The 19,812-nt window shown below is 63.1% G+C and carries 19 protein-coding genes; 11 read left to right on the plus strand and 8 right to left on the minus strand.

Going from position 1 to position 19,812, the window contains the following annotated elements; genetic code table 11:
- Positions 1 to 113: 113 nt before the first annotated feature.
- The 3 genes from EB233_RS15175 to EB233_RS15185 form a co-directional block, all read right to left on the minus strand.
- Positions 114 to 941, minus strand: a complete 828-nt coding sequence (locus tag EB233_RS15175) for a helix-turn-helix domain-containing protein (RefSeq protein ID WP_064988085.1) — start codon at positions 939 to 941, stop codon at positions 114 to 116.
- A gap of 211 nt (positions 942 to 1,152) precedes the next feature.
- Positions 1,153 to 2,151, minus strand: coding sequence for an ABC transporter permease (locus EB233_RS15180; protein ID WP_064988086.1), 999 nt, complete (start codon positions 2,149 to 2,151; stop codon positions 1,153 to 1,155).
- A 61-nt stretch (positions 2,152 to 2,212) separates the two neighbouring features.
- Positions 2,213 to 2,956, minus strand: coding sequence for an ATP-binding cassette domain-containing protein (locus EB233_RS15185; protein ID WP_027051001.1), 744 nt, complete (start codon positions 2,954 to 2,956; stop codon positions 2,213 to 2,215).
- A 449-nt stretch (positions 2,957 to 3,405) separates the two neighbouring features.
- Between EB233_RS15185 and EB233_RS15190 the strand changes: the two genes are divergently transcribed.
- Both EB233_RS15190 and EB233_RS15195 read left to right on the plus strand, forming a co-directional pair.
- Positions 3,406 to 4,395, plus strand: coding sequence for a sugar-binding protein (locus tag EB233_RS15190; protein ID WP_064988087.1), 990 nt, complete (start codon positions 3,406 to 3,408; stop codon positions 4,393 to 4,395).
- Between the two features lie 183 nt (positions 4,396 to 4,578).
- Positions 4,579 to 5,361 carry a FadR/GntR family transcriptional regulator gene (locus EB233_RS15195; protein ID WP_064988773.1) on the plus strand — a complete coding sequence of 261 codons (783 nt, stop codon included), beginning with the start codon at positions 4,579 to 4,581 and terminating at the stop codon, positions 5,359 to 5,361.
- A gap of 14 nt (positions 5,362 to 5,375) precedes the next feature.
- Here EB233_RS15195 and EB233_RS15200 read toward each other — a convergent pair whose 3' ends face one another.
- Positions 5,376 to 6,314 (minus strand): NAD(P)-dependent oxidoreductase, encoded by a 939-nt coding sequence (locus tag EB233_RS15200; protein WP_064988088.1) that lies wholly within the window; start codon positions 6,312 to 6,314, stop codon positions 5,376 to 5,378.
- A 119-nt stretch (positions 6,315 to 6,433) separates the two neighbouring features.
- Here EB233_RS15200 and EB233_RS15205 point away from each other — a divergent pair, with 119 nt between their 5' ends.
- Together EB233_RS15205 and EB233_RS15210 are read left to right on the plus strand one after the other, a co-directional pair.
- Entirely contained in the window at positions 6,434 to 7,330 is an 897-nt protein-coding gene (locus EB233_RS15205) for an NAD-dependent epimerase/dehydratase family protein (protein ID WP_064988089.1), read from the plus strand.
- Positions 7,331 to 7,432: 102 nt separating this feature from the next.
- A complete protein-coding gene (locus EB233_RS15210; RefSeq protein WP_064988774.1) occupies positions 7,433 to 8,209 on the plus strand; it encodes a FadR/GntR family transcriptional regulator in 777 nt (258 codons plus the stop codon).
- On the opposite strand, the gene EB233_RS15215 is transcribed toward EB233_RS15210, so the two are convergent.
- Positions 8,201 to 8,506: a DUF3175 domain-containing protein gene (locus tag EB233_RS15215; RefSeq protein WP_343064839.1), complete on the minus strand. Its 306-nt coding sequence runs from the start codon at positions 8,504 to 8,506 to the stop codon at positions 8,201 to 8,203. The two genes, EB233_RS15210 and EB233_RS15215, sit on opposite strands and share 9 nt — an antisense overlap.
- Before the next feature lie 177 nt (positions 8,507 to 8,683).
- Between EB233_RS15215 and EB233_RS15220 the strand changes: the two genes are divergently transcribed.
- From EB233_RS15220 to EB233_RS15250, 7 genes are all read left to right on the plus strand, one after another.
- On the plus strand, positions 8,684 to 9,910 hold the full coding sequence (locus EB233_RS15220) for an MFS transporter (RefSeq protein WP_064988090.1): 1,227 nt from the start codon (positions 8,684 to 8,686) through the stop codon (positions 9,908 to 9,910).
- A 164-nt stretch (positions 9,911 to 10,074) separates the two neighbouring features.
- Positions 10,075 to 11,103 (plus strand): HTH-type transcriptional regulator GntR, encoded by a 1,029-nt coding sequence (gntR, locus tag EB233_RS15225; RefSeq protein ID WP_064988091.1) that lies wholly within the window; start codon positions 10,075 to 10,077, stop codon positions 11,101 to 11,103.
- A gap of 304 nt (positions 11,104 to 11,407) precedes the next feature.
- Positions 11,408 to 12,535: a sugar ABC transporter substrate-binding protein gene (locus EB233_RS15230; protein WP_064988092.1), complete on the plus strand. Its 1,128-nt coding sequence runs from the start codon at positions 11,408 to 11,410 to the stop codon at positions 12,533 to 12,535.
- A gap of 79 nt (positions 12,536 to 12,614) precedes the next feature.
- Positions 12,615 to 14,162, plus strand: a complete 1,548-nt coding sequence (locus EB233_RS15235; RefSeq protein WP_027051011.1) for a sugar ABC transporter ATP-binding protein — start codon at positions 12,615 to 12,617, stop codon at positions 14,160 to 14,162.
- Positions 14,159 to 15,139: an ABC transporter permease gene (locus EB233_RS15240; protein WP_064988093.1), complete on the plus strand. Its 981-nt coding sequence runs from the start codon at positions 14,159 to 14,161 to the stop codon at positions 15,137 to 15,139. The genes EB233_RS15235 and EB233_RS15240 overlap by 4 nt, the downstream gene beginning before the upstream one ends.
- 14 nt (positions 15,140 to 15,153) lie before the next feature.
- Complete coding sequence (locus tag EB233_RS15245; RefSeq protein ID WP_155765302.1) at positions 15,154 to 16,140, plus strand: ABC transporter permease; 987 nt, start codon at positions 15,154 to 15,156, stop codon at positions 16,138 to 16,140.
- A 116-nt stretch (positions 16,141 to 16,256) separates the two neighbouring features.
- Positions 16,257 to 16,820, plus strand: a complete 564-nt coding sequence (locus EB233_RS15250; protein WP_064988095.1) for a gluconokinase — start codon at positions 16,257 to 16,259, stop codon at positions 16,818 to 16,820.
- Positions 16,821 to 16,924: 104 nt separating this feature from the next.
- On the opposite strand, the gene EB233_RS15255 is transcribed toward EB233_RS15250, so the two are convergent.
- From EB233_RS15255 to EB233_RS15265, 3 genes are all read right to left on the minus strand, one after another.
- Positions 16,925 to 18,049 carry a hypothetical protein gene (locus EB233_RS15255; RefSeq protein ID WP_064988096.1) on the minus strand — a complete coding sequence of 375 codons (1,125 nt, stop codon included), beginning with the start codon at positions 18,047 to 18,049 and terminating at the stop codon, positions 16,925 to 16,927.
- Positions 18,050 to 18,119: 70 nt separating this feature from the next.
- Complete coding sequence (locus EB233_RS15260) at positions 18,120 to 18,569, minus strand: RrF2 family transcriptional regulator (protein ID WP_010910348.1); 450 nt, start codon at positions 18,567 to 18,569, stop codon at positions 18,120 to 18,122.
- Positions 18,570 to 18,819: 250 nt separating this feature from the next.
- Positions 18,820 to 19,806, minus strand: coding sequence for a sulfate ABC transporter substrate-binding protein (locus EB233_RS15265; RefSeq protein WP_064988097.1), 987 nt, complete (start codon positions 19,804 to 19,806; stop codon positions 18,820 to 18,822).
- Between the last annotated feature and the right edge of the window lie 6 nt (positions 19,807 to 19,812).

Consider the following 19,812-nt stretch of genomic DNA (forward strand, 5'->3'; position numbering starts at 1 on the left):
TCCCTTGCCAATGCGACAGCTGGGCAAGGGTAGGACGCTGGTTGCGGCGACGCTTATCAAAGCGTCTTATGCGCATATCAAGGAGTCTGAAAAAGCGGACTCGGCAGGCCGGCTCAGGCGGTCGCCCGTGCGGCCTCGCGATAGAGCGTCGGCGGTACGCCGACATGGTCACGGAAGAAGCGCGAGAAATTGCCCTGCGTGGTGAAGCCGAGATTGCAGGCGACCGAGATCAGCGGCTCCTGCGACCATTGCAGCTGCCGTACCGCTTCTTCCATGCGCAGCGTGTTCCAGTAGACATTGGGCGTCAGATTGGTCTGTTCCTTGAACAGGGCGAAGAAATGCGGCCGCGACAGGCCGACGCTGCGCGCCACGTCGTCGAAGGAGATGCGCTCGCAGACATTGGCCTTCATCAGCTGGATCGCCTTGCGGACGCGGAAATCCTGCATGGTGTTGATGTGCGTGCGCGCCTCCTGCGGCGCCGACGCATCGGCGGCATCGAGCACGGAATCGATGAAGCGCTCGATCTCGTAATTGGCGACGTCGTCGACGCTTTCATTGTCGGTCAGATGGTCGAGCAGGCTGGCGGCGGCCTGGTGCAGCCAAGGTTCCAGCGTGATGGCCGCCTGGGTAAACAGCGGCGCGGAAGAGGGCAGGTCGCGGCGCCGGCGCGCCCAGTCGGGATCGATGTAGAAAGCGAGGAACAGGCCCGGCCTGCCGTTCTGCGACAGGACGTGGCTGTGCGGCTGGAAGGAATTGATGCCGGCAGCGGTGCAGGGTCCAAGCTTGACCGTCTCGCGGCCGATTGTCATCTCGCCGGCGGTGCCTTCGAGCCAGATGATCAGATGCGCCTCGACATGGGCATGGGTGACGAAGTCGCTTGCGACATTCAGGACAGAAACATGTCCGAACCGGCCCCAGTAGAGCCTGATCGCTTCCGTCATGGGTATATCCTCCCGCAGGCGACTGGCCTCCCTTCGCCTGCATCGAGGATTGTGCGACCGGTTTCTGGTTTCCGTCAAGGCATTGGCTGTCGGCCGGTGCCCGTGACCGACAGCCCCGGCCGATTTTCAGACTGAGCGATAGGCACCCCGAGCGAATAGCGCTTCGGCACTTTCCTTCCCCCACAAGCGGTGAAGGAAAGGCGCTTGAATGTCAGTCGCTGCGCCTGAAATTGCGGATGCGGTCGAACAGCACGGCCATCAGGATGGCGCCGCCGATGAAGACACCTTGCCAGAAGGCATTGATGCCGAGCAGGCCGAGGCTGTTGCGGATGACCTCGATGAGGGCCGCGCCGACAATGGCGCCGAAAGCGGTGCCGATGCCGCCGGCGAGATTGGCGCCGCCGATGACGGTCGCGGCGATGACCTGCAACTCCATGCCGGTGCCGAGATTGGTGGTGACGGCGCCCAGCCATCCGGTCTGGATGATGCCGGCAATGCCGGCCGACAGCGCCGAGATCATGTAGACGGCGACCTTGATCTGCTTCACGGGAACGCCGGTCAGCGTCGCCGCGTGCTCGTTGCCGCCAATGGCGAAGATGTGCCGGCCGAACTTGGTCCAGCGCAGGATGAAGCCGGTGATCAGCGCCAGAATGATCATGTACAGCACCGGATTGGCGATGCCGAACACCCAGGCGCCGCCGCCGAGCGCCAGCAGCTTGTCGTGATCCGGCCCGAACTGGAAGACCACGGTGTTGTTTGAAGCGACCATCGCCAGGCTGCGGGCGATCGACAGCATGCCGAGCGTCACCACGAAGGGCGGAAAGCCGAGGTAGGCGATCAGGACCCCGTTGAAGCCGCCTATGACGAGCGCGGTGATGATCGCGGCCAGGATGCCGATCTCGATCGAATAACCGGCATGCATGGTGACGGCCAGCACCATCGAGCACAGACAAAGCACCGAGCCGACCGACAAATCGATGCCGCCGGTAATGATGACGAAGGTCATGCCGAGCGCGACGATGGCGACAAAGGTGATGTTGCGGGTGATGTTGTAGAGGTTCTTCGACGTGGCGAAGGCGTCGGTGGCGAACGACAGGAAAATGCAGGCAAGAATGACGGCGATCACCACCCAGAAGGTCTGGGTGGAGAACAGCCGCGACAGGAAACTGTGCTGCTTCTGTGCGATCGTCTGGTCAAGGGTGACTGCCATTATCGACCTTTCCTGCCGGCGGCGATACGCGCCAGCGTGGTGAAATCCGGATTAGCCGCGCTCACGAGACCTGCTCGATGGCGCCGGTGATGAGCCCGGTGACCTCCTCGGGCGAGCTCGATGCGATCGTCTTGTCGGCGACCTTGCGTCCGCGCCGCATGACGATGACGCGGTCGGCGACGTCGAACACGTCGGGCATGCGGTGGCTGATCAGCACCACCGCGATACCCTGGTCGCGCAGATGGCGGATGAGGTTGAGCACTTCGGCGACCTGCCTGACCGAGATCGCCGCCGTCGGTTCGTCCATCAGCACGATCTTGGCCTGCGACAGCATGGTCCGGGCGATGGCCACCGCCTGGCGTTGGCCGCCCGACATCTGCTTGACGAGATCGCGCGGCCGGGTCTCGGATTTCAGTTCGGCAAAGAGCTGGCCGGCGCGTTTGTACATGGCGGCGTAGTCGAGGATGCGGAATGGGCCGACGCCGCGCCGCAATTCGCGGCCGAGATAGACATTGGCCGCGGCCGTCAGATTGTTGCAGAGCGCCAGATCCTGGTGGACGATCTCGATACCGTGCTGGCGGGCCTCAGCCGGCTTGTTCAGGATCAATTCCTTGCCGTCCATGCGCATGGTGCCATGGCTCGCGTGGAAATTGCCGGCGATCATCTTGACCAGCGTCGACTTGCCCGCGCCATTGTCGCCCATCAAGCCGACGACCTGGCCGGGTTCGATCGACAGCGACACGTCGTTGACCGCCTGGATGGCCCCGAAATGCTTCGAAATATTGGTGAGTTCGAGAACCGCCACCAGCCTATCGCCTCCCCATGCCTGCTGCATGCCCATGACGGGATGCTGCCTTGCATCGCTCTTCCCAGCTCCTCCCGGAAACAACGATGACGGGCATTTACGCAAATGCCCGCACGGGCGTCAATTGTCGGATGGATAGGAAAAGGCTATTTGTCGGACGAATAGTCGCATGCGGTTCCGAAAAATCCGTTTTGTAGGACAAATAGCAATTGACGTTGGCCGCGCGCCGTTATTAGCTGATGGTCGGAGGAAGATTTGCCGGTCCTCAAGCCATGACAAGGGCTGGACCGGTGAGAGATCATCGATCGTGCCGGCTCCGCCGGTCTGGTCGCATCTGAAAATGCTTATCGGCTTTGCCTGGCGGCACGAGCGTTTGCCCTGCCATCTCGCATTCTGGCCGATTTGTGTGGCGGGCACGCCGTGTCCGTCTGTTTCAAGGGAGGACTGATATGAGGAAAACCGTTTTGCTCGCCGCCGTCGCCGCCATGGCGCTGGGCGCCGGGCCGGCTTTGGCCAAGAAGCAGCTCGTCATCGTGGTGAAGGGTCTCGACAATCCGTTCTTCGAGGCCATCCACCAGGGCTGCGAGAAGTGGAACAAGGAAAACGCCAGCTCGGAATATGAATGCTTCTACACCGGCCCGGCGTCGACATCCGACGAAGCCGGCGAGGCGCAGATCGTCCAGGATATGCTGAGCAAGGCCGACACGGTGGCGATGGCGATTTCGCCGTCCAACGCGCCGCTGATCGCGCAGACGATCAAGACCGCCAATCCGACGATCCCGATCATGACCGTCGATGCCGACCTGGCCAAGGCCGACTCGGCTCTGCGCAAGACCTATCTCGGCACCGACAACTACCTGATGGGCAAGAAGATCGGTGAGTACATCAAGAAGGCCAAGCCGAATGGCGGCACGATCTGCACCATCGAGGGCAACCCGGCGGCCGACAACATCCTGCGCCGCGCGCAGGGCATGCGCGACGCGCTGACGGGCAAGGAAGGCCTCGCGGCACTTGCCGGCGAAGGCGGCTGGACGGAAGTCGCAGGCTGCCCGGTGTTCACCAATGACGATGGCGCCAAGGGCGTGCAGGCGATGACCGACATCCTCGCCGCCAACCCCAAGCTCGATGCATTCGGCATCATGGGTGGCTGGCCACTGTTCGGCGCGCCGCAGCCTTACCGTGACCTGGTCGGACCGTTGAAGGACCGTCTGGCCAAGAACGACTTCGTCATCGGTGCCGCCGACACGATCGGCGACGAGGTGGCGATCGCCCGGGATGGCCTGGTCACCGCATTGGTCGGCCAGCGGCCCTTCGAAATGGGCTACAAGGCGCCATCGGTGATGATCGACCTGATCACGGGCAAGAAGGTCGACGATCCGGTCTTCACCGGTCTCGACGAATGCACCAAGGATACGGTCGACACCTGCATCCAGAAGTAACCGCAATGGCGGGGCGCCTTTCCCGGGCGCCCCGCCCATTCCCTCAGTGACAAGGACAGGCAGCATTGTCGGGGCGCAGGTTCCGGCTTGACGTGTTCGTGCGTCTTGCCATTCGGCATGGACAATGCGGGGACGGACAATTCCGGACAGTTTCCCAGACAATTTGCCGACGCCGGAACGAAGATGCCGGACGACAAGTCTAGAAAGCGATCCGCTGGAGTCGAAGCGACGCCCAGCTCGCCCGCCGCCACTGTTCGCCGGCCTGACATGGCGTGGAACCCGGGGTCGAGCGTGCATGCCTCGCTGGCCGGTGAAATCGGCCTCCGGATCGTGCGTGGCGACTATCCGCCTGGCACCATCCTGCCCAATGAAGCCAAATGGTCGGAAACCTTCAACGTCAGCCGTTCGGCGGTGCGTGAGGCGATCAAGATGCTGATGGCCAAGAGCCTCTTGGCATCACGTCCCAAGATCGGCAGTTGGGTGGAGCCCAAAGAACGCTGGAATCTGCTCGATCGAGACGTGCTCGCCTGGTACGCGACCTCGCCCGACCGCGAGGTGTTCCTGCGCACCGTGCAGGAGTTCCGCCATATCATCGAGCCGGAAGCTTCCGCCTTTGCCGCCATGCGGCGCAGCGACGAGCAGATGGCCGAGATCAGCCAGGCCTGCCGCGAGATGGGTGCGGCGACAAACCTGCAGGAACGCACCCGCGCCGACACGCGTTTCCATCTCGCCATCCTGCGGGCTTCGGGCAACGACCTGCTGGTGCCGCTCGGCGTGCTGATCGAATCCGCGCTCGACCATCTGTTCGTTTTCGTCACGCGCGAGCACAGCGACCAGCGGCGCGCCCAGGCGCTGCATGAGGCGATCGAGAAGAACATCCGCCTGCAACGGCCGGCCGCCGCCAGGAGCGCGGTGCACAAATTGCTCGCCAATACCGACGAGGTCATCGAGCGGTCGCGGCGGTAGCGGCCGGCTGGTTCTCAGATCGTCTGCTTCTTGCCGTCCTTCGACGGCATGAGGTCCACCCCGTTAACCTTGCCGATATGGGTCGCCAGCATCGGCACGAACTGTTCGGCCGGGCCGGTGGCATGGGCGCCGGCGAAGGAATTCTTGGTGGCGTTGCCGAGGGGGTTGGCGATGCCGGCGGCGCCCGCCATGGACTCCAGGTAGGTCAGGTCCTTGAAGGCGTTGGCAATGGTGAATTTGTGGGCGTCGCGGTCGCCTTCCAGCGTCCAACGCATGAAAGTCTGGTAGAAGCCGCAATCCATGCGGCCGTTGCGGATGACGCTGTCGAAACGCGGTGGCGAGATGCCAACCTTTTCGGCCAGCGCCAGGGCTTCGGAATAGATGGCGGCGTAGCCGAGCGAGATGAAATTGTTGAGCAATTTCATGCGGTGGCCGTCGCCGGTGTCGCCGATATGGACGATGCGCCCGGCCCAGGTTTCGATCACCGGCTTGACCCTGGCAAAGAGAGCGTCGGGGGCGCCGACCATGGCGTCGAGCGTGCCTTCCCATGCTTCCTTCGGCGTGCGGCTCAGCGGCGCGTCGACATAGTCGATACCGAGCGCCTTGAGTTCGGTCGCGAGCGCCACGGTCGAAACCGGGTCGGAGGTCGAGCAGTCGACGACGACCGAGCCCTTCTTCAAGCCTTCCTTGAGGCCGGCTGGGCCGCGGATGATGGCTTCCACTTCGCGCGACCCGGTGACGCAGATGAAGATTATATCGGATGCCGCCGCGACGTCGCGCGAGGTGGCGGCTTCCTTGGCGCCCCGGCCCAGCAAATCTTCCGCCGGCTTGCGGTTCTTGCGGCCGAGAAATGTCAGGGGATAGCCCTTGTCGACGATGTTCTTGGCGATTCCGTGCCCCATCAGGCCAAGGCCGATGAAGCCGATCTTTTCGCGCGCGGTGGTGGTGCTCATGTCGTCGGTCCTGTCCCGGATTATCGATAATTGCGATGCCGTTTTAGCCGTATACGGTTGCGGAAAGCAATATTGTCTGACAATAGACGGTTATTCCAGAGCCTGTTGTGGAGACCAGAATGACGAAGCGGATCATGTTCACCGGCGGCAGCGGCAAGGCTGGGCGCCATGTCGTGCAATATCTTGTCGAGCAGGGCTGCCAGGTGCTGAACATCGACACCAAGCCGCTCGACAATCCCAAGGTGCGCACGCTGATCACCGACATCACGGATAGCGGACAGGTTTTCAACGCACTGTCGAGCTATATGGGCCTGCACGAATTCGACCCGTCGCTTCGCCCGCAGCCGGTCGACGCGGTGGTGCATTTCGCCGCCATCCCGCGCATCATGATCACGCCGGACAATGAGGTGTTCCGCATCAATGCGATGGGCACCTACAACGTCATCGAGGCAGCCGTGAAGCTCGGCATCCGGAAGGTCATCATCGCCTCCTCGGAGACGACCTACGGCCTGGTCTTCGCCAACGAGCCGCGCGATCCCAAGTATTTCCCCCTCGACGAGGCGTATGACGTCGATCCGATGGACAGCTATGCGCTGTCCAAGATCGTCAACGAGCAGACCGCGCGCGCCTTCGCGCAGCGCAACGGCATCGATATCTATGCCTTGCGCATCGGCAATGTCATCGAGCCGCACGAGTATTCGCTGTTCCCGAAATGGTTCGCCGATGCCGGTTTCCGCAAGCGCATCGCCTGGAGCTATGTCGACGCGCGCGATCTCGGCCAGATCACGCTGCGTGCCGTCGAAAAGGACGGGCTCGGCTACCAGGTCTTCAACGCTGCCAATGACGACACCTCGTCCGACCTGCCGACGGCGGAACTCTTGAAGCGGTTCTATCCCAACGTGCCGGTCAAGGCCGAACTCGGCGAATACGAGACGCTGCTGTCGAACCGCAAGGCGCGCGACATGCTCGGCTTCCGCCCGGAGCACAGCTGGCGCCAATACGTGAAAACCGCCTGAGGGAGCGGATAGACGGGGTTGGCTTGTGTATAGCGGTGCGCTTTGCGGGCCAACCCTTGCGTGGCGCTTGACAGCTTGCGCAAACCGGCCTTTTTGAAGGGTATGCGGGACGCAAAGCCGAACAAGGAAAAATCGCCGAAAAAGGCTGATGCCGCCGAGCGCCCCTCCGGAGTTCGCCGGCCCGACGCGGCGCGCATTCCCGGCGCCAGCGTGCACACGTCGCTGGCGAGCGAAATTGGTTTGCGCATCGTGCGCGGCGACTATCCGCCCGGCACCATCCTGCCCAATGAGGCGAAATGGTCGGAGACCTTCAGCGTCAGCCGCTCGGCGGTGCGCGAGGCGATCAAGATGCTGATGGCCAAGAGTCTGCTTGCCTCACGCCCCAAGATCGGCAGCTGGGTCGAGCCGAAGGAGCGCTGGAACCTGCTCGACCGCGACGTGCTTGCCTGGTACGCGACCTCGCCCGACCGCGAGGTGTTCCTGAAGACCGTGCAGGAATTCCGCCACATCATCGAGCCGGAAGCGACGGCCTTCGCCGCCATGCGGCGGACCGACGAGCAGATGGCCGAAATCAGCCAGGCCTGCCGCGAGATGGGGGAGGCGGCCAGCCTGCAGGAGCGCACACGTGCCGACACGCGCTTTCACCTCGCCATCCTGCGCGCCTCGGGCAACGATCTGCTGGTGCCGCTCGGCGTGCTGATCGAATCCGCTTTCGACCATCTCTTCACTTTTACGACGCGGGCCGTGGACGATCTCAATCATGCGCAGAAGCTGCATGAGGCGATCGAGAAGAACATCCGCCTGCAACGGCCCGACGCGGCGCGCGCCGCAGTGCGCAAACTGCTGGCCAATACCGATGGCGTGATCAGATCACGATAGGGCCAACCTAATCGTCCTTCTCGCGTCCGAAGGCCACGCGCAGTTCGTCTTTGGCGTGCTCGAGCACTCGTTTGCGCGCGGCGGCAGGTTCTTGCCGGCGCGGTTGATGTAGAAATTCAGCATCGACATGGCGGATTGGAAAGGTTCGGCCTTGCGACGGTGGCTGTGTTCGGCCGACCATTTTAGCGAGGCTGCGATCTTCTTGGCGTCGTCGGATTCGAAGATGTGGTCTTCAAGATCCATCGCGTCGCTGTGCTCGGTCACCTCGGCCGACCATTTTTGCCTGGCAGCGGTCATGCGGGTCTCCTTTGCGGTTTTGCTGATCGGAAAACTCCAGGCATTGGCGTCGGTTCCCGCCTTGCTGTCCGCTCTGGAGCCACGGATTTGCCGGTCGTGGCGCTGCTGTGCGCCGAGAATGCGCCGATAGTGGTGCAAACGGCGGCCGGTTTTCGAGACCGCCGACAGGAAACGCCTTTGACCCGAACCGATTTGAGCCGGCCCAGCCCCGGCATCGACAGCTCCTACGCCTGGATGCGGCTGGCCATCTCGATGGTGCTGGCGACGATCGGCGCGGTCGGCATGTGGGCTGTTGTCGTCGTATTGCCCGCCGTGCAGGCGGAGTTCGGCGTCGACCGTGCGGCGGCGTCCATGCCCTACACCGCGACCATGGTCGGCTTCGCCGCCGGCAATGTGCTGGTCGGCCGCGCCATCGACCGCATGGGCTATTGGATCCCGGCGCTGGTTTCTTCCGTGGCGCTTTCAGCCGGCCTCTTGCTTGCCGCACTTTCGACCTCGATCCTGCAATTCACTCTTGCCCAGGGCGTGCTGATCGGTGTCGGCACGTCGGTGATCTTCGGGCCGCTGATCGCCGACATCTCGCACTGGTTCAACCGCCGGCGTGGCGTTGCCGTCACTGCGGCGGCAGCCGGCAATTATCTCGCCGGCGCGCTATGGCCGACCATCATGCCGACGCTGATCAAGGCGGAAGGCTGGCGGTTCACCTATGCGGCGATCGGCATCTTCTGCCTGGTGACCATGGTGCCGCTGGTGCTGTTGCTGCGGCGCGGCGCCCCGGAGGTCACCGCAGGCTCGCCGGGTAGCCGGCCGGTGCAGCCGATGCCAATGTCGCCGGCAGCATTGCAGGTGCTGCTCATCATCGCCGGCCTCGGTTGCTGCGTGGCGATGTCGATGCCGCAAGTGCACATCGTCGCCTACTGCATGGATCTAGGCTACGGCATGGCGCATGGCGCCGACATGCTGTCGATCATGATGGCGGCGGGGGTCGTCAGCCGGCTTGCCTCCGGCTTTATCGCCGATCGCATCGGCGGCGCGAAAACCCTGATCATCGGTTCGGTGCTGCAAAGCCTGTCGTTGCTGTTCTACATTCCGTTCGATGGGCTTGCCTCGCTCTATGTCGTGTCCCTGGTGTTCGGCCTGTCGCAGGGCGGCATCGTGCCTTGCTATGCGATCATCGTGCGCGAATATCTGCCCGCCAAGGAGGCCGGCCAGCGCATCGGCCTCGTCATGATGGCGACGATTTTCGGCATGGCGATCGGCGGCTGGATGTCCGGGTGGATCTACGACCTGACCGGTTCCTACGCCGCTGCGTTCCTGAACGGTATCGCCTGGAATTTGCTGAACATATTGGCGATCAGTCTGTTCATGTGGAAGGCCAGGCAAAGGCCCGTCATGGCAGCCTGAGGCAGGCGGCGGGGAAGAGCCCGCCAAGTGCGTCGGCTTGACAATGGGCAGGCACTGCGCGACCCCAGAGGCCAAGGGGTGCGGCAACAGGCCGGTCGGATGGCGACAGCTCGGATGATCATACTAAGGACGTGGTTCAACGGCCACGCGCAGGAGGCGCGGCCTTGATCAAGCCGCGCTCACGCCGGGGCGGCGGCCGCCCGACCATTGCGGATGTCGCGCGCAAGGCCGGCGTTGGCGCCATCACAGTGTCGCGTGCGCTGCGAGAACCGGAGCGCGTCAGCCAGGATCTGCGCCGCCAGATCCTGCTTGCTGTCGACGAGCTCGGTTATGTGCCGGACCCCAATGCGCGGGCGCTGGCCTCGGCGCGTGCCGAAGTGTTCGGGGTTCTGGTGCCGTCGCTCACCAACAACGTCTTCGCCGAAGTGGTGCGCGGCATCTATGACAGCCTGTCGGACACCCCGTTTCGCATCCAGCTCGGCAACACGCACTATTCCGGGCTGGAGGAAGAGCGGCTGTTGCAGGTGTTCGGCTCGCAGCGGCCGGCAGCACTCATCGTAGCCGGCATCGACCAGACGCCGACCTCGCGCAAACTGCTCGAAAATGCCGGCTGTCCGGTGGTGCAGGTGATGGAGACCGGACCCGATCCCGTCGACATGATGGTTGGCTTCTCGCATCTCGACGGCGGCCGGAGGGCAACCGAGCACCTGATCGAGATGGGGTATCGCCGCATCGGCTTCATCGGCGCGCGCATGGACCCGCGCTCGCAGCGGCGCCTGGCCGGTTACCGCGCGGCGGTGGAGAAGGCCGGCCTATTCGACCCGCGCCTGGTCACCACGACACCGCTGCTGTCCAGCGTTTCGCTTGGCCGTGAACTGTTTCGCGATGCTCTCGCCAAGATGCCGACGCTCGACGGCGTGTTCTGCAACAATGACGATATCGCGCTCGGCGTGCTGTTCGAATGCCATCGCGCCGCGATCGATGTGCCGAAGACGATCGGCATCGTCGGCTTCAACGATCTCGACATGATGCAGGTGGCGTTCCCTTCGATCACCAGTATCCGCACCTATCGCTACGAAATCGGCCGGCGCGCGGTCGCCATGGCGCTCGCGGCGATCGCCGGGGACAGGCCGCAGGAGCGGATCGTAGACCTCGGCTTCGAGCTCAGGCGCCGCGAGAGCACGGCCCGCTGAACCGGCATTCATCGGCCTGCAAATGCCGCTTTACTCAACGTAATGGTAGCGCTACCATGCGCCTCGAAAGAACGCTCGGAACACGCCGGGAAATTTGTTTATTATACATAAGTGACAGCTGATACTTGTTTATTATGGATAATATGATAGTTTTTTGTTGCTCCGAGCAGGAAACGGGGGAGGGATCGGGTCGGCATTCGGCCGCCTGAGTGGCGCTGAAAGCAAGGCGGGAGGTGCCTGGCCGGACGTGCCAAATTTCAAGACGTAAAAACGACAATCAGAACTACAAATGGGAGGATTATCGATGATCAAGTCACTGGTTGGTGGCATCGTTGCCGCCACTGCATTTGTCATGCTCAACTCAGCCGCCATGGCTGCGGGTCCCGAAATCGTGAAGGGGCCGGCCGCCGAGCCGGACTGTTTCGCGCCCTGGGCGGCGGATACGCAATTCTTCAAGTTCCCCAAGAAGGCCGGCCCATACCGCATTGCGCTTGCCAATGGCTACATCGCCAACACTTGGCGCATCCAGATGGTGCAGACGGCGAAGGCTTATGCGGCACAGAAGGATGTCGCCGCGAAGCTGAAGGAATTCAAGGTCGTCTCGACCGGCGAGGATGTGCCGGCGCAGATTTCGGCGATCAACAACTTCATCGATTCCGGTTATGACGCGATCGTCGTCAACGCGCAGAACCCGACCGCATTCGGGCCGGTGATCAAGCGCGCCAAGGAAGCAGGCGTCGTGCTGGTTGCCTTCGACAATATTCTCGACACGAAGGACGCCATCAACGTCAACGTCGACCAGAAAGGCCTCGGCGCGCTGTGGGGCAAATGGTTGGTCTCGCATGTGCCGAACGGCGGCAAGGTGCTCGAAGTGCGCGGCGTTGCCGGTACTTCGGTCGACACCGACCGCCACAATGGCATCCACGAGGTTCTCGATGCGTCCGGCAAGAAATGGGCCGTCACCGAGGTCGTCGGCAAGTGGGATGACGGCGTTGCGCAAAAGGCTTCGGCCGACGCAATCGCCACCAACGGCCCCTTCGACGGCGTCACCGGACAAGGCGGCGACACCGGCATCGTGCAGGCGATGATCGATGCCAAGCATCCTTTCGTGCCGTTTGGTGGCGAGACCGAGAACGGTTTCCGCAAATTCTGCGCAGCCCATGCCGCCGACGGTTTGAAATGTTCCTCGGCCGGTACCGGTCCGGCGCAGGTGGCTGTCGCCATCAAGACCGCGATCGCGGCGCTTGAAGGCAACGTCGTCCCGCAGTCGGTCAAGCTGCCGCTTGCCATCGTCGAGGATCCGAACTTCAAGGCCGGTCAGGATTTCTTCCCCGACCAGTCCGACAATTTCTTCGTCGGCAATTCCTTCCCGACCTGCGGCATCAACTTCACCGCGCAGGAAATCATGGGCCAGACCAAGGCGGACCAATAGTTGCACACTCGGCGCCACGGCACCGCCGCGGCGCCGGCCAACCGATATTCTCAGTCGTCAAAGTGCCTGGGGAGGGCCGATGGACGGTGCGGTACCGCTCTTCCAGATGGAAGGCATATCCAAACGTTATGGCGGTGTGCGGGCGCTGGAAAAGGCCGAACTTTCGGTCATATCCGGCAGCATCCACGCCGTTCTCGGTGAAAACGGCGCGGGCAAATCGACGCTGATCAAGGTCATGGCCGGTGTCGTGGCGCCCGACGAGGGCCGCATGATGCTGGACGGGCGCGACGTGACCTTCGCCTCGCCCGGTGCGGCGAACAAGGCCGGCATCGTCTGCATCTTCCAGGAATTGTCGCTGATCCCCGAACTCAGTGTCGCCGACAACATCGTCATATCAGATCCACCCAAACGCTTCGGCATGATCGATCGCGGAGCGCAAAGGCGCATTGCCGAGGAAGCCCTTGCTCGCGCGGGCGCCTCGGACATCCATCCGCTGGCGCTGGTCAAGGATCTTCCCCTTTCAAGACGGCAGATGGTGGAGATCGCCAAGGCCTTGGCGCGCAAGCCGCGCATCCTCATTCTCGACGAGGCGACGTCGGCGCTGACGGCAGCGGATGTCTCGAAGATATTCGGCGTCTTGAAGCGGCTGCGTTCGGAAGGGCTTGCGCTGCTCTACATCTCGCACCGCATGAACGAGATCGCCGAGCTTGCCGACCAGTGCACGGTGTTCCGCAACGGCCGCAACGTCGCCAGCTACAAGGCCGGCTCGAAGAGCGACAATGAGGTTGTCGAGCTGATGATCGGCCGCGAATACAGCCATATCTTTCCGCCCAAGCCGGCTGCAGCACCAGCCGGCACTGTGCCGGTTCTGGAAGCCCGCAAGCTCTCCTGGGCCGATCGGTTGGATAACATCTCGCTGACCGTCAGGGCGGGCGAGGTGGTCGGTCTCGGTGGTCTCGATGGCCAGGGCCAGCGCGAGTTGCTGCTGGCCTTCTTCGGCGTGCTGCGCGGCCTCAGCGGCGAGGTTCTGATCGACGGCAAGCCGGTGGCGATCGGCAGCCCCGCCAAGGCACGACAGGACGGCATCGGCATGGCGCTGATCCCTGAGGACCGCAAGACCGAAGGCCTCATGCTGCCGATGACGGTGCGCGAGAACCTGTCGTTCGCCGCGCTCGACCGGCTGTCCAAAGGCGGCATCATCGACCGCGCCGCCGAGCAGCGGCTGATCGACGACATGGTCGGCCTGCTGGCGATCAAGACTGCTGGTCTCGACATACCGGTCGGGGCGTTGTCGGGCGGCAACCAGCAGAAGGTTGTGATCGCCAAATGGCTGATGCGCCAGCCGCGCATCATCCTGCTCAACGATCCGACGCGCGGCATCGATGTCGGGACCAAACAGGAAATCTACCAGCTGATGCGCAAGCTGGCGGAGGCCGGTGCGGCGATCCTGTTCTATTCGACCGACTATGACGAGCTTATCGGCTGCTGCGACCGGGTGCTGGTGCTCTATGACGGAGCGGTCAAGCGCGAGCTGGTCGGCGCCGAGATCACCGAGCGGGCGCTGATATCGAGCGCGCTCAACATCGATGGCAAGGAGAGCCCGGTGGGCCTGGGAGCGAGCGCGTGAAGGATTGGCGCTACTGGCTGGCCGAGCAGCGCGGAACGCTGCTGGCGCTCGGCATCTTCATCGTCATGTTTACCATCTACACCTCGAACCATCCGGCCGGGTTCACCGCCAATGTCGTGCAGACGGCGGCGAACAAAGGCGTATTGCTTGCCTTTGTCGCCATGGCGCAGACGCTGGTTGTGATCACCGCAGGCATCGACCTTTCTATCGGCATGATCTTCCTGCTCACCAACTGCCTGGCCTCCTGGCTGGTGGTGGGAACGCCGATGCAGACGACGCTGGGTCTGATTGCCGTGCTGGTGGTCGGGCTTTTGTGCGGCGCCATCAACGGCGCCATTGTCATTTATGGGCGGCTGCAGCCGATCGTCGCCACCATCGCCACGGGTGCGGTTTATTACGGCATCGGCCTTCTGCTTCGGCCATTCCCGGGCGGCTCGGTCAATGAGGACCTGGCCGACGCGCTGACAGGCCGAGTGTTCGGCGTCGTGCCGGCGAGCCTCGTCGTGCTGGCGGCAATCGTGCTGGTGATCTGGGTGCCATTCAGCCGCTCGGTGCTCGGCCGAGCAGCCTATGCGGCGGGCTCGTCGGAGACGGCGGCCTACATGTCCGGTGTGCCGATACGACGCGGCAAATTCGCCGCCTATACGCTGGCCGGGCTGCTTGCCGCGATCGGCGGGCTGTTCCTGACCTTCTTCACCTATACGGGCGACGCGGCCTATGCCAGCGGCAACGCCTACACGCTGTTCTCGATCGCCGCCGTCGTGCTGGGCGGCGTCTCGCTGTTCGGCGGCAAGGGCAGCGCCATCGGTGCAATCTTCGGCGCGCTCGCCTTCCGGACCATTGGCGATCTGTTGTTCGTGTTCGATTTCGATCCGCTCTGGCAACCCCTGTTTCAGGGCGTCATCCTGCTGGTCGCCGTCAGTCTCGGCGCCTTCGCCCTGTTTCGGGTCCGCAACCGGCTGGAGTGGTTCCTGTGAGCGAAACGACGCCGATGGTTGGGAAGAGCGACGGCGGCATTGCCAGCCGCATGCCTAAATTCCTCCGCCGCGCCGATCCGGCGGTGCTGACGGCCTTTGCCTGCATCGTGCTTTTGCTATTCCTTGGCAGCCTCTATTCCAGAAGCTTCCTGTCGCCTGAATATCTGCTGCAGCAGCTCAAGGTGGCGTCGTTCCTCGGCGTCATCGCCACCGGCATGATGCTGGTCATCCTGCTCGGCCAGATCGACCTGTCGGTGCCCTGGTCGGTCGCGGCCGGCGCCATGATGGCCTGCGCGGCAGCGGCATACGGTCCGGCCGGCGTGGCGCTGGCCATTCCCTTCGGCATCCTTTGCGGCGTGCTGATCGGCGTCGTCAACGGCATCGGCGTCGCCTATCTGCGCATCCCCTCGATGATCATCACGCTGGCCACCAACGCCGTCGCGCAAGGGCTGATGGTGGTCTATACTGGCGGCTTCTCACCACAGGATTCGGCCACCGGCGCCATGCGCTACGTCGCCACCGGCTTTGCCATTCCGGGCGTCCCCAACGCGGTCATCATCTGGGCACTGATTGGGGCCGCGATGGTGTTCGTGCTGACCCGTACCGGCTTTGGCCGCATCGTTTATGGCATCGGCAACCGCGAGCGCGCCGCCTATCTTTCCGGCATCGACACAAGGCGCGTGGTGATGATCGCTTTCGCCGCCTCCGGCGGGCTTTCGGCCTTTGGCGGCGTGCTGCTCGCCGGCTACGCCTCCAAGGCGGCGCAGTCGATGGGCGATGCCTATCTGTTGCCGTCCATCGCCGCGGTGGTGCTCGGCGGTACCTCGATCCTCGGCGGGCGTGGCTCCTATCTCGGCACCGTCGCCGGCGTCATCTTGATCACGCTGCTGCAATCCATCCTGTCGGTGATGCAGATGCCGGAAGCGGGACGGCAGATCATCTATGGTGTCGTCATCGTCGCCATGCTTTTGCTCTACGGCCGCGCGCCGGCAAGCCGCTAGAGCCGGATGATTTCAGGTCGAATCGCCCTGAAATCTCAATCCAGATCTAAATCAAGGAGATAGAGCATGATGTCGTCCGAAAACCGCTTCACACTTTTCGGCATCACGTTCTAGCCGTGGACGAAGAAGCAGCGCAGGCGCCGGCGCGCGTTCCCGGCTCAGTGCCCCCGGCCATCGTGGTGATGGGCGTCGCCGGCTGCGGCAAGTCGGCCGTCGGCATCGCGCTGGCGGCTGCACTCGGCGCCATCTTCATCGAAGGCGACAGGCTGCATCCGCCGGAGAACGTCGCCCGCATGGCAAGTGGCGAGCCGCTCACCGACCAGTTACGCGAGGGGTGGCTCGACGCCATCGGCAGGCGCATCGCTGCATCGGTTGGGAACGGGCAAAGCGTGGTCGCGGCCTGCTCGGCGCTGAAGCGCGGCTATCGCGAACGCCTGCGCGGTTTTTGCCCTGACATCGTCTTCCTCTATCTGGAGATCGACCCGGCGACTGCTCGTGAGCGGGTCGCCGGCCGCAAGGGCCATTTCATGCCGGCAAGCCTGGTCGACAGCCAGTTCGCCATACTGGAGCCGCCGGGGACGGATGAGCGGGCCCTGACAATTGACGCGACGCGCCCCGTCACCGATGCCGTTGCCGATGCGACGCGGCTGCTGGCTAGAGTAATTCCAGGAAGAGTGTGAACGGTTTTCCCGGGAGAAGCGCATAGCGCTTCCCTTTGGGAATTGCGTCAAAACAAAGAGTTAGAGCGGTTCGCCGTTTTCGTGAAACGGCGAACCGCTCTAGGTCATGAACCGGGATCGTCCTCTGTCATGGGATCGGCGGAAGCTTCGGTCAACCGCCCGTTGCGGGACCAGGTCAGCATCTGTTCGGGAAACAATTTCAGCGCTTCGAGCAGCCGGTCGCGCTTGAGCAGGATATAGCGTGCCTGCAGCACCATATCCTTGGCTCCGTCCCGTCCCATCTCCGCTTCAGCCGGCAACAGTTCCGGGCTGATGACGGCCCGGTATTCGCGGAAGGGAACGGTTTCGAAGGTCGACATGGCAAACAGCGCCGCCTTGCCCCTTGCGGCGAAATTCGCCGGTGCCGAGGCAAGATGCGTCCAGCCGCTTTCGCCGATGGCAACCTCCGTGAAGGTCGAGCCTGCGTGGATCGTGTTGGTCATCAGCACCACGCCATTGCTCTTCAGGATCTTCTGGATGCGAATGGTGACCTGATAGGCATCGTCGCGCTCGAAGACGATGCGGCTCTTCAGGTAGCGGTTCTCGACCTCGACCAGCGGCCAGTTCAGGAAACGCAGGCCGAACATCGATTCCGAGACGCCGTGGGAATTGACGCTGACCTGATGCGCCTCGACGCCCGCCTCGTGCAGGGCTCGCTTGCCGAGGATGGTCTGGGAGGTGAACTGATCGCACCAGACAATGGCGCCGTGGCCGCGCAGCAAGGCCGCCTGCAGTCCTTCCTGACCGTCCAGCCGGATTGTGGGCGCCCATCGGAAGCCAGTGAGGTGCGCGGCAAGCTGCAGCCGGCGGCGGTGGCGCGCCGCGAGCAATGCCTCGAACAGCTTGCGCGCGTCGAGACCGCCGCCAAGCACTGCGCGCGTGGCGGCGGCATAGGCTGGAAATTGCTTGCGGACATGGCGCTTCAGGCGGAGCCTGGACATCCGGTCGCAGATCGACGCCCACCAGCGCACTGGCATTGAAGCCGCCACCACAAGATAGAACAGGGCCATCGCGCTTTCGCGCAGGTCCTGGTTCGAGAACCGGCGCACCCTGCCGGGCTGGACCAGCTTGCGGCTGAAGAAGCGCACGTCCTCGGCCCTTTCCGGCACCGGGACGTCGGCGATGATTTCAGTGTGGAAGGTTGCCGCGGATGGCGGCTTGCGGGATTTTGCGAACCACGACAGCCTCATCGGTCCAGCCTGTTGTCCAAGACCGCTTTACTGCGTTGGCACGGGCCGTGCAACCTTGTGGCGCGGGGGCTTAGATCTGCGAGGACAGCTCGACCGGGAAATCGTCGTTGTCGGCATCGCGCATGGCGGCGAGGCTTCTGTTGTCCAGCACCTCGGCGATGGCCTGGCGCACTTCCAGCATCATGTGCCGGACCTGGCAGGTCGCCTCGTCGCAATCCTCGCAGCGCTGGTACTGCGTGCGGCTGGCACAGGGAATCGGCGCCAGCGGCCCGTCGAGCACGCGCACGACATGGCCGATCTTGATCTCGGAGGCAGGCCGGGCGAGGCGATAGCCGCCTTCCTTGCCCTTGCGGCTCTGGACGAAGCCGGCATTGCGCAATTCGCCGAGGATGGCGTCGAGGAATTTCTTCGGGATGTTGTTGGCGACGGCGATGTCGTTGACAAAGGCCAGTTGGCCGACCGGAAGACTTGAAAGATGCACAAGGGCCTTGAGGCCGTATTTGCCTTTTTTCGTCAGCATGCCCTGATAACCCGTTGAAGCCCCAACCACATCGCATCTGGCGGCTGTTTGTGTGCAAATGATGACGATATTGCCGTGCGATGGTGTTTCGCGAAAACAAGACGCCGAATGGTACATTAGGCACAAACGCGTTGATTCTTTGTAACGCTTTACAGGAAATGGCGCCGTATTTGTCGTGACCGATGGCAAAGTCGATGAAAGCCGGCTCATTGCCGGCTTTCAATTGCCTGTTCTTCGCATGCGGTAGCGGTCAGCGGCTGCCATAGGCCTGGTCGAGCAAACCGCCGGCGGCGAAATGCTCTTTCTGGATCTTGTCCCAGCCGCCGAAGACGTCTTCCACCGTCAGCAGGCGTACGTCCGGGAAGTCAGCCTTGTATTTGGCGGCGACAGCCGCGTCGCGCACCCGGTTGCCATTCTGGGCGAGGATATCCTGGCCTTCAGGCGTGTAGAGGAAGTCGAGATAGGTCTTGGCCAGATCACGCGTGCCGTGCTCGTCGGCGACCTTGTCGACGATCGCCACCGGGAATTCGGCGAGCAGGCTGACCGAGGGCGTGACCTGCTCGAACTTGTCGTCGCCATATTCCTTGCGGATGCCGCGCGTCTCGGATTCGAAGGTGATCAGCACGTCGCCGATCTCGCGTTGCACGAAAGTGGTGGTCGCCGCACGCCCGCCGGTGTCGAAGATCGGCACGTTGTTGAATAGCTTGGTGATGAACTCCTTCACCTTGGCATCGTCGCCCTTGAAGGCTTCCTTGGCGTAGGCGGTGGCCGCCAGATAGGTGTAGCGCGCATTGCCCGACGTCTTTGGATTGGGGAAGATCACCTGCACGTCGTCGCGCACCAGGTCGTTCCAGTCCTTGATGTGCTTGGGGTTGCCGGCGCGGACAAGGAACGAAGGCAGCGAATAGAAGGGTGACGCGTTGTCGGCGAAATCCTTCTGCCAATCGGCCGAGACAAAGCCCTTCTTGACCAGGAAATCGATGTCGGTGACCTGGTTGAAGGTGACGACATCGGCGCCAAGGCCCTCGGCGATAGCGCGCGCCTGCGCCGAGGTGCCGGCATGCGACTGGTCGATGGTCACGCCAGGATGGCCGGCGATGAAAGCCTTGTTGACCTGAACGAAAAGTTCGCGGCCGACGTCATAGGAGGCGTTGAGCAGCTTGTCGGCCGACCAGGCTTGGGAGGATGCGAGGAGAAGGCCGGCAAGGGCGGCGGTGGCCAGGAAAAATCGCTTCATGAAAAG

The sequence above is a fragment of the Mesorhizobium erdmanii genome (assembly GCF_013170725.1).
Lineage (GTDB): Bacteria > Pseudomonadota > Alphaproteobacteria > Rhizobiales > Rhizobiaceae > Mesorhizobium > Mesorhizobium erdmanii.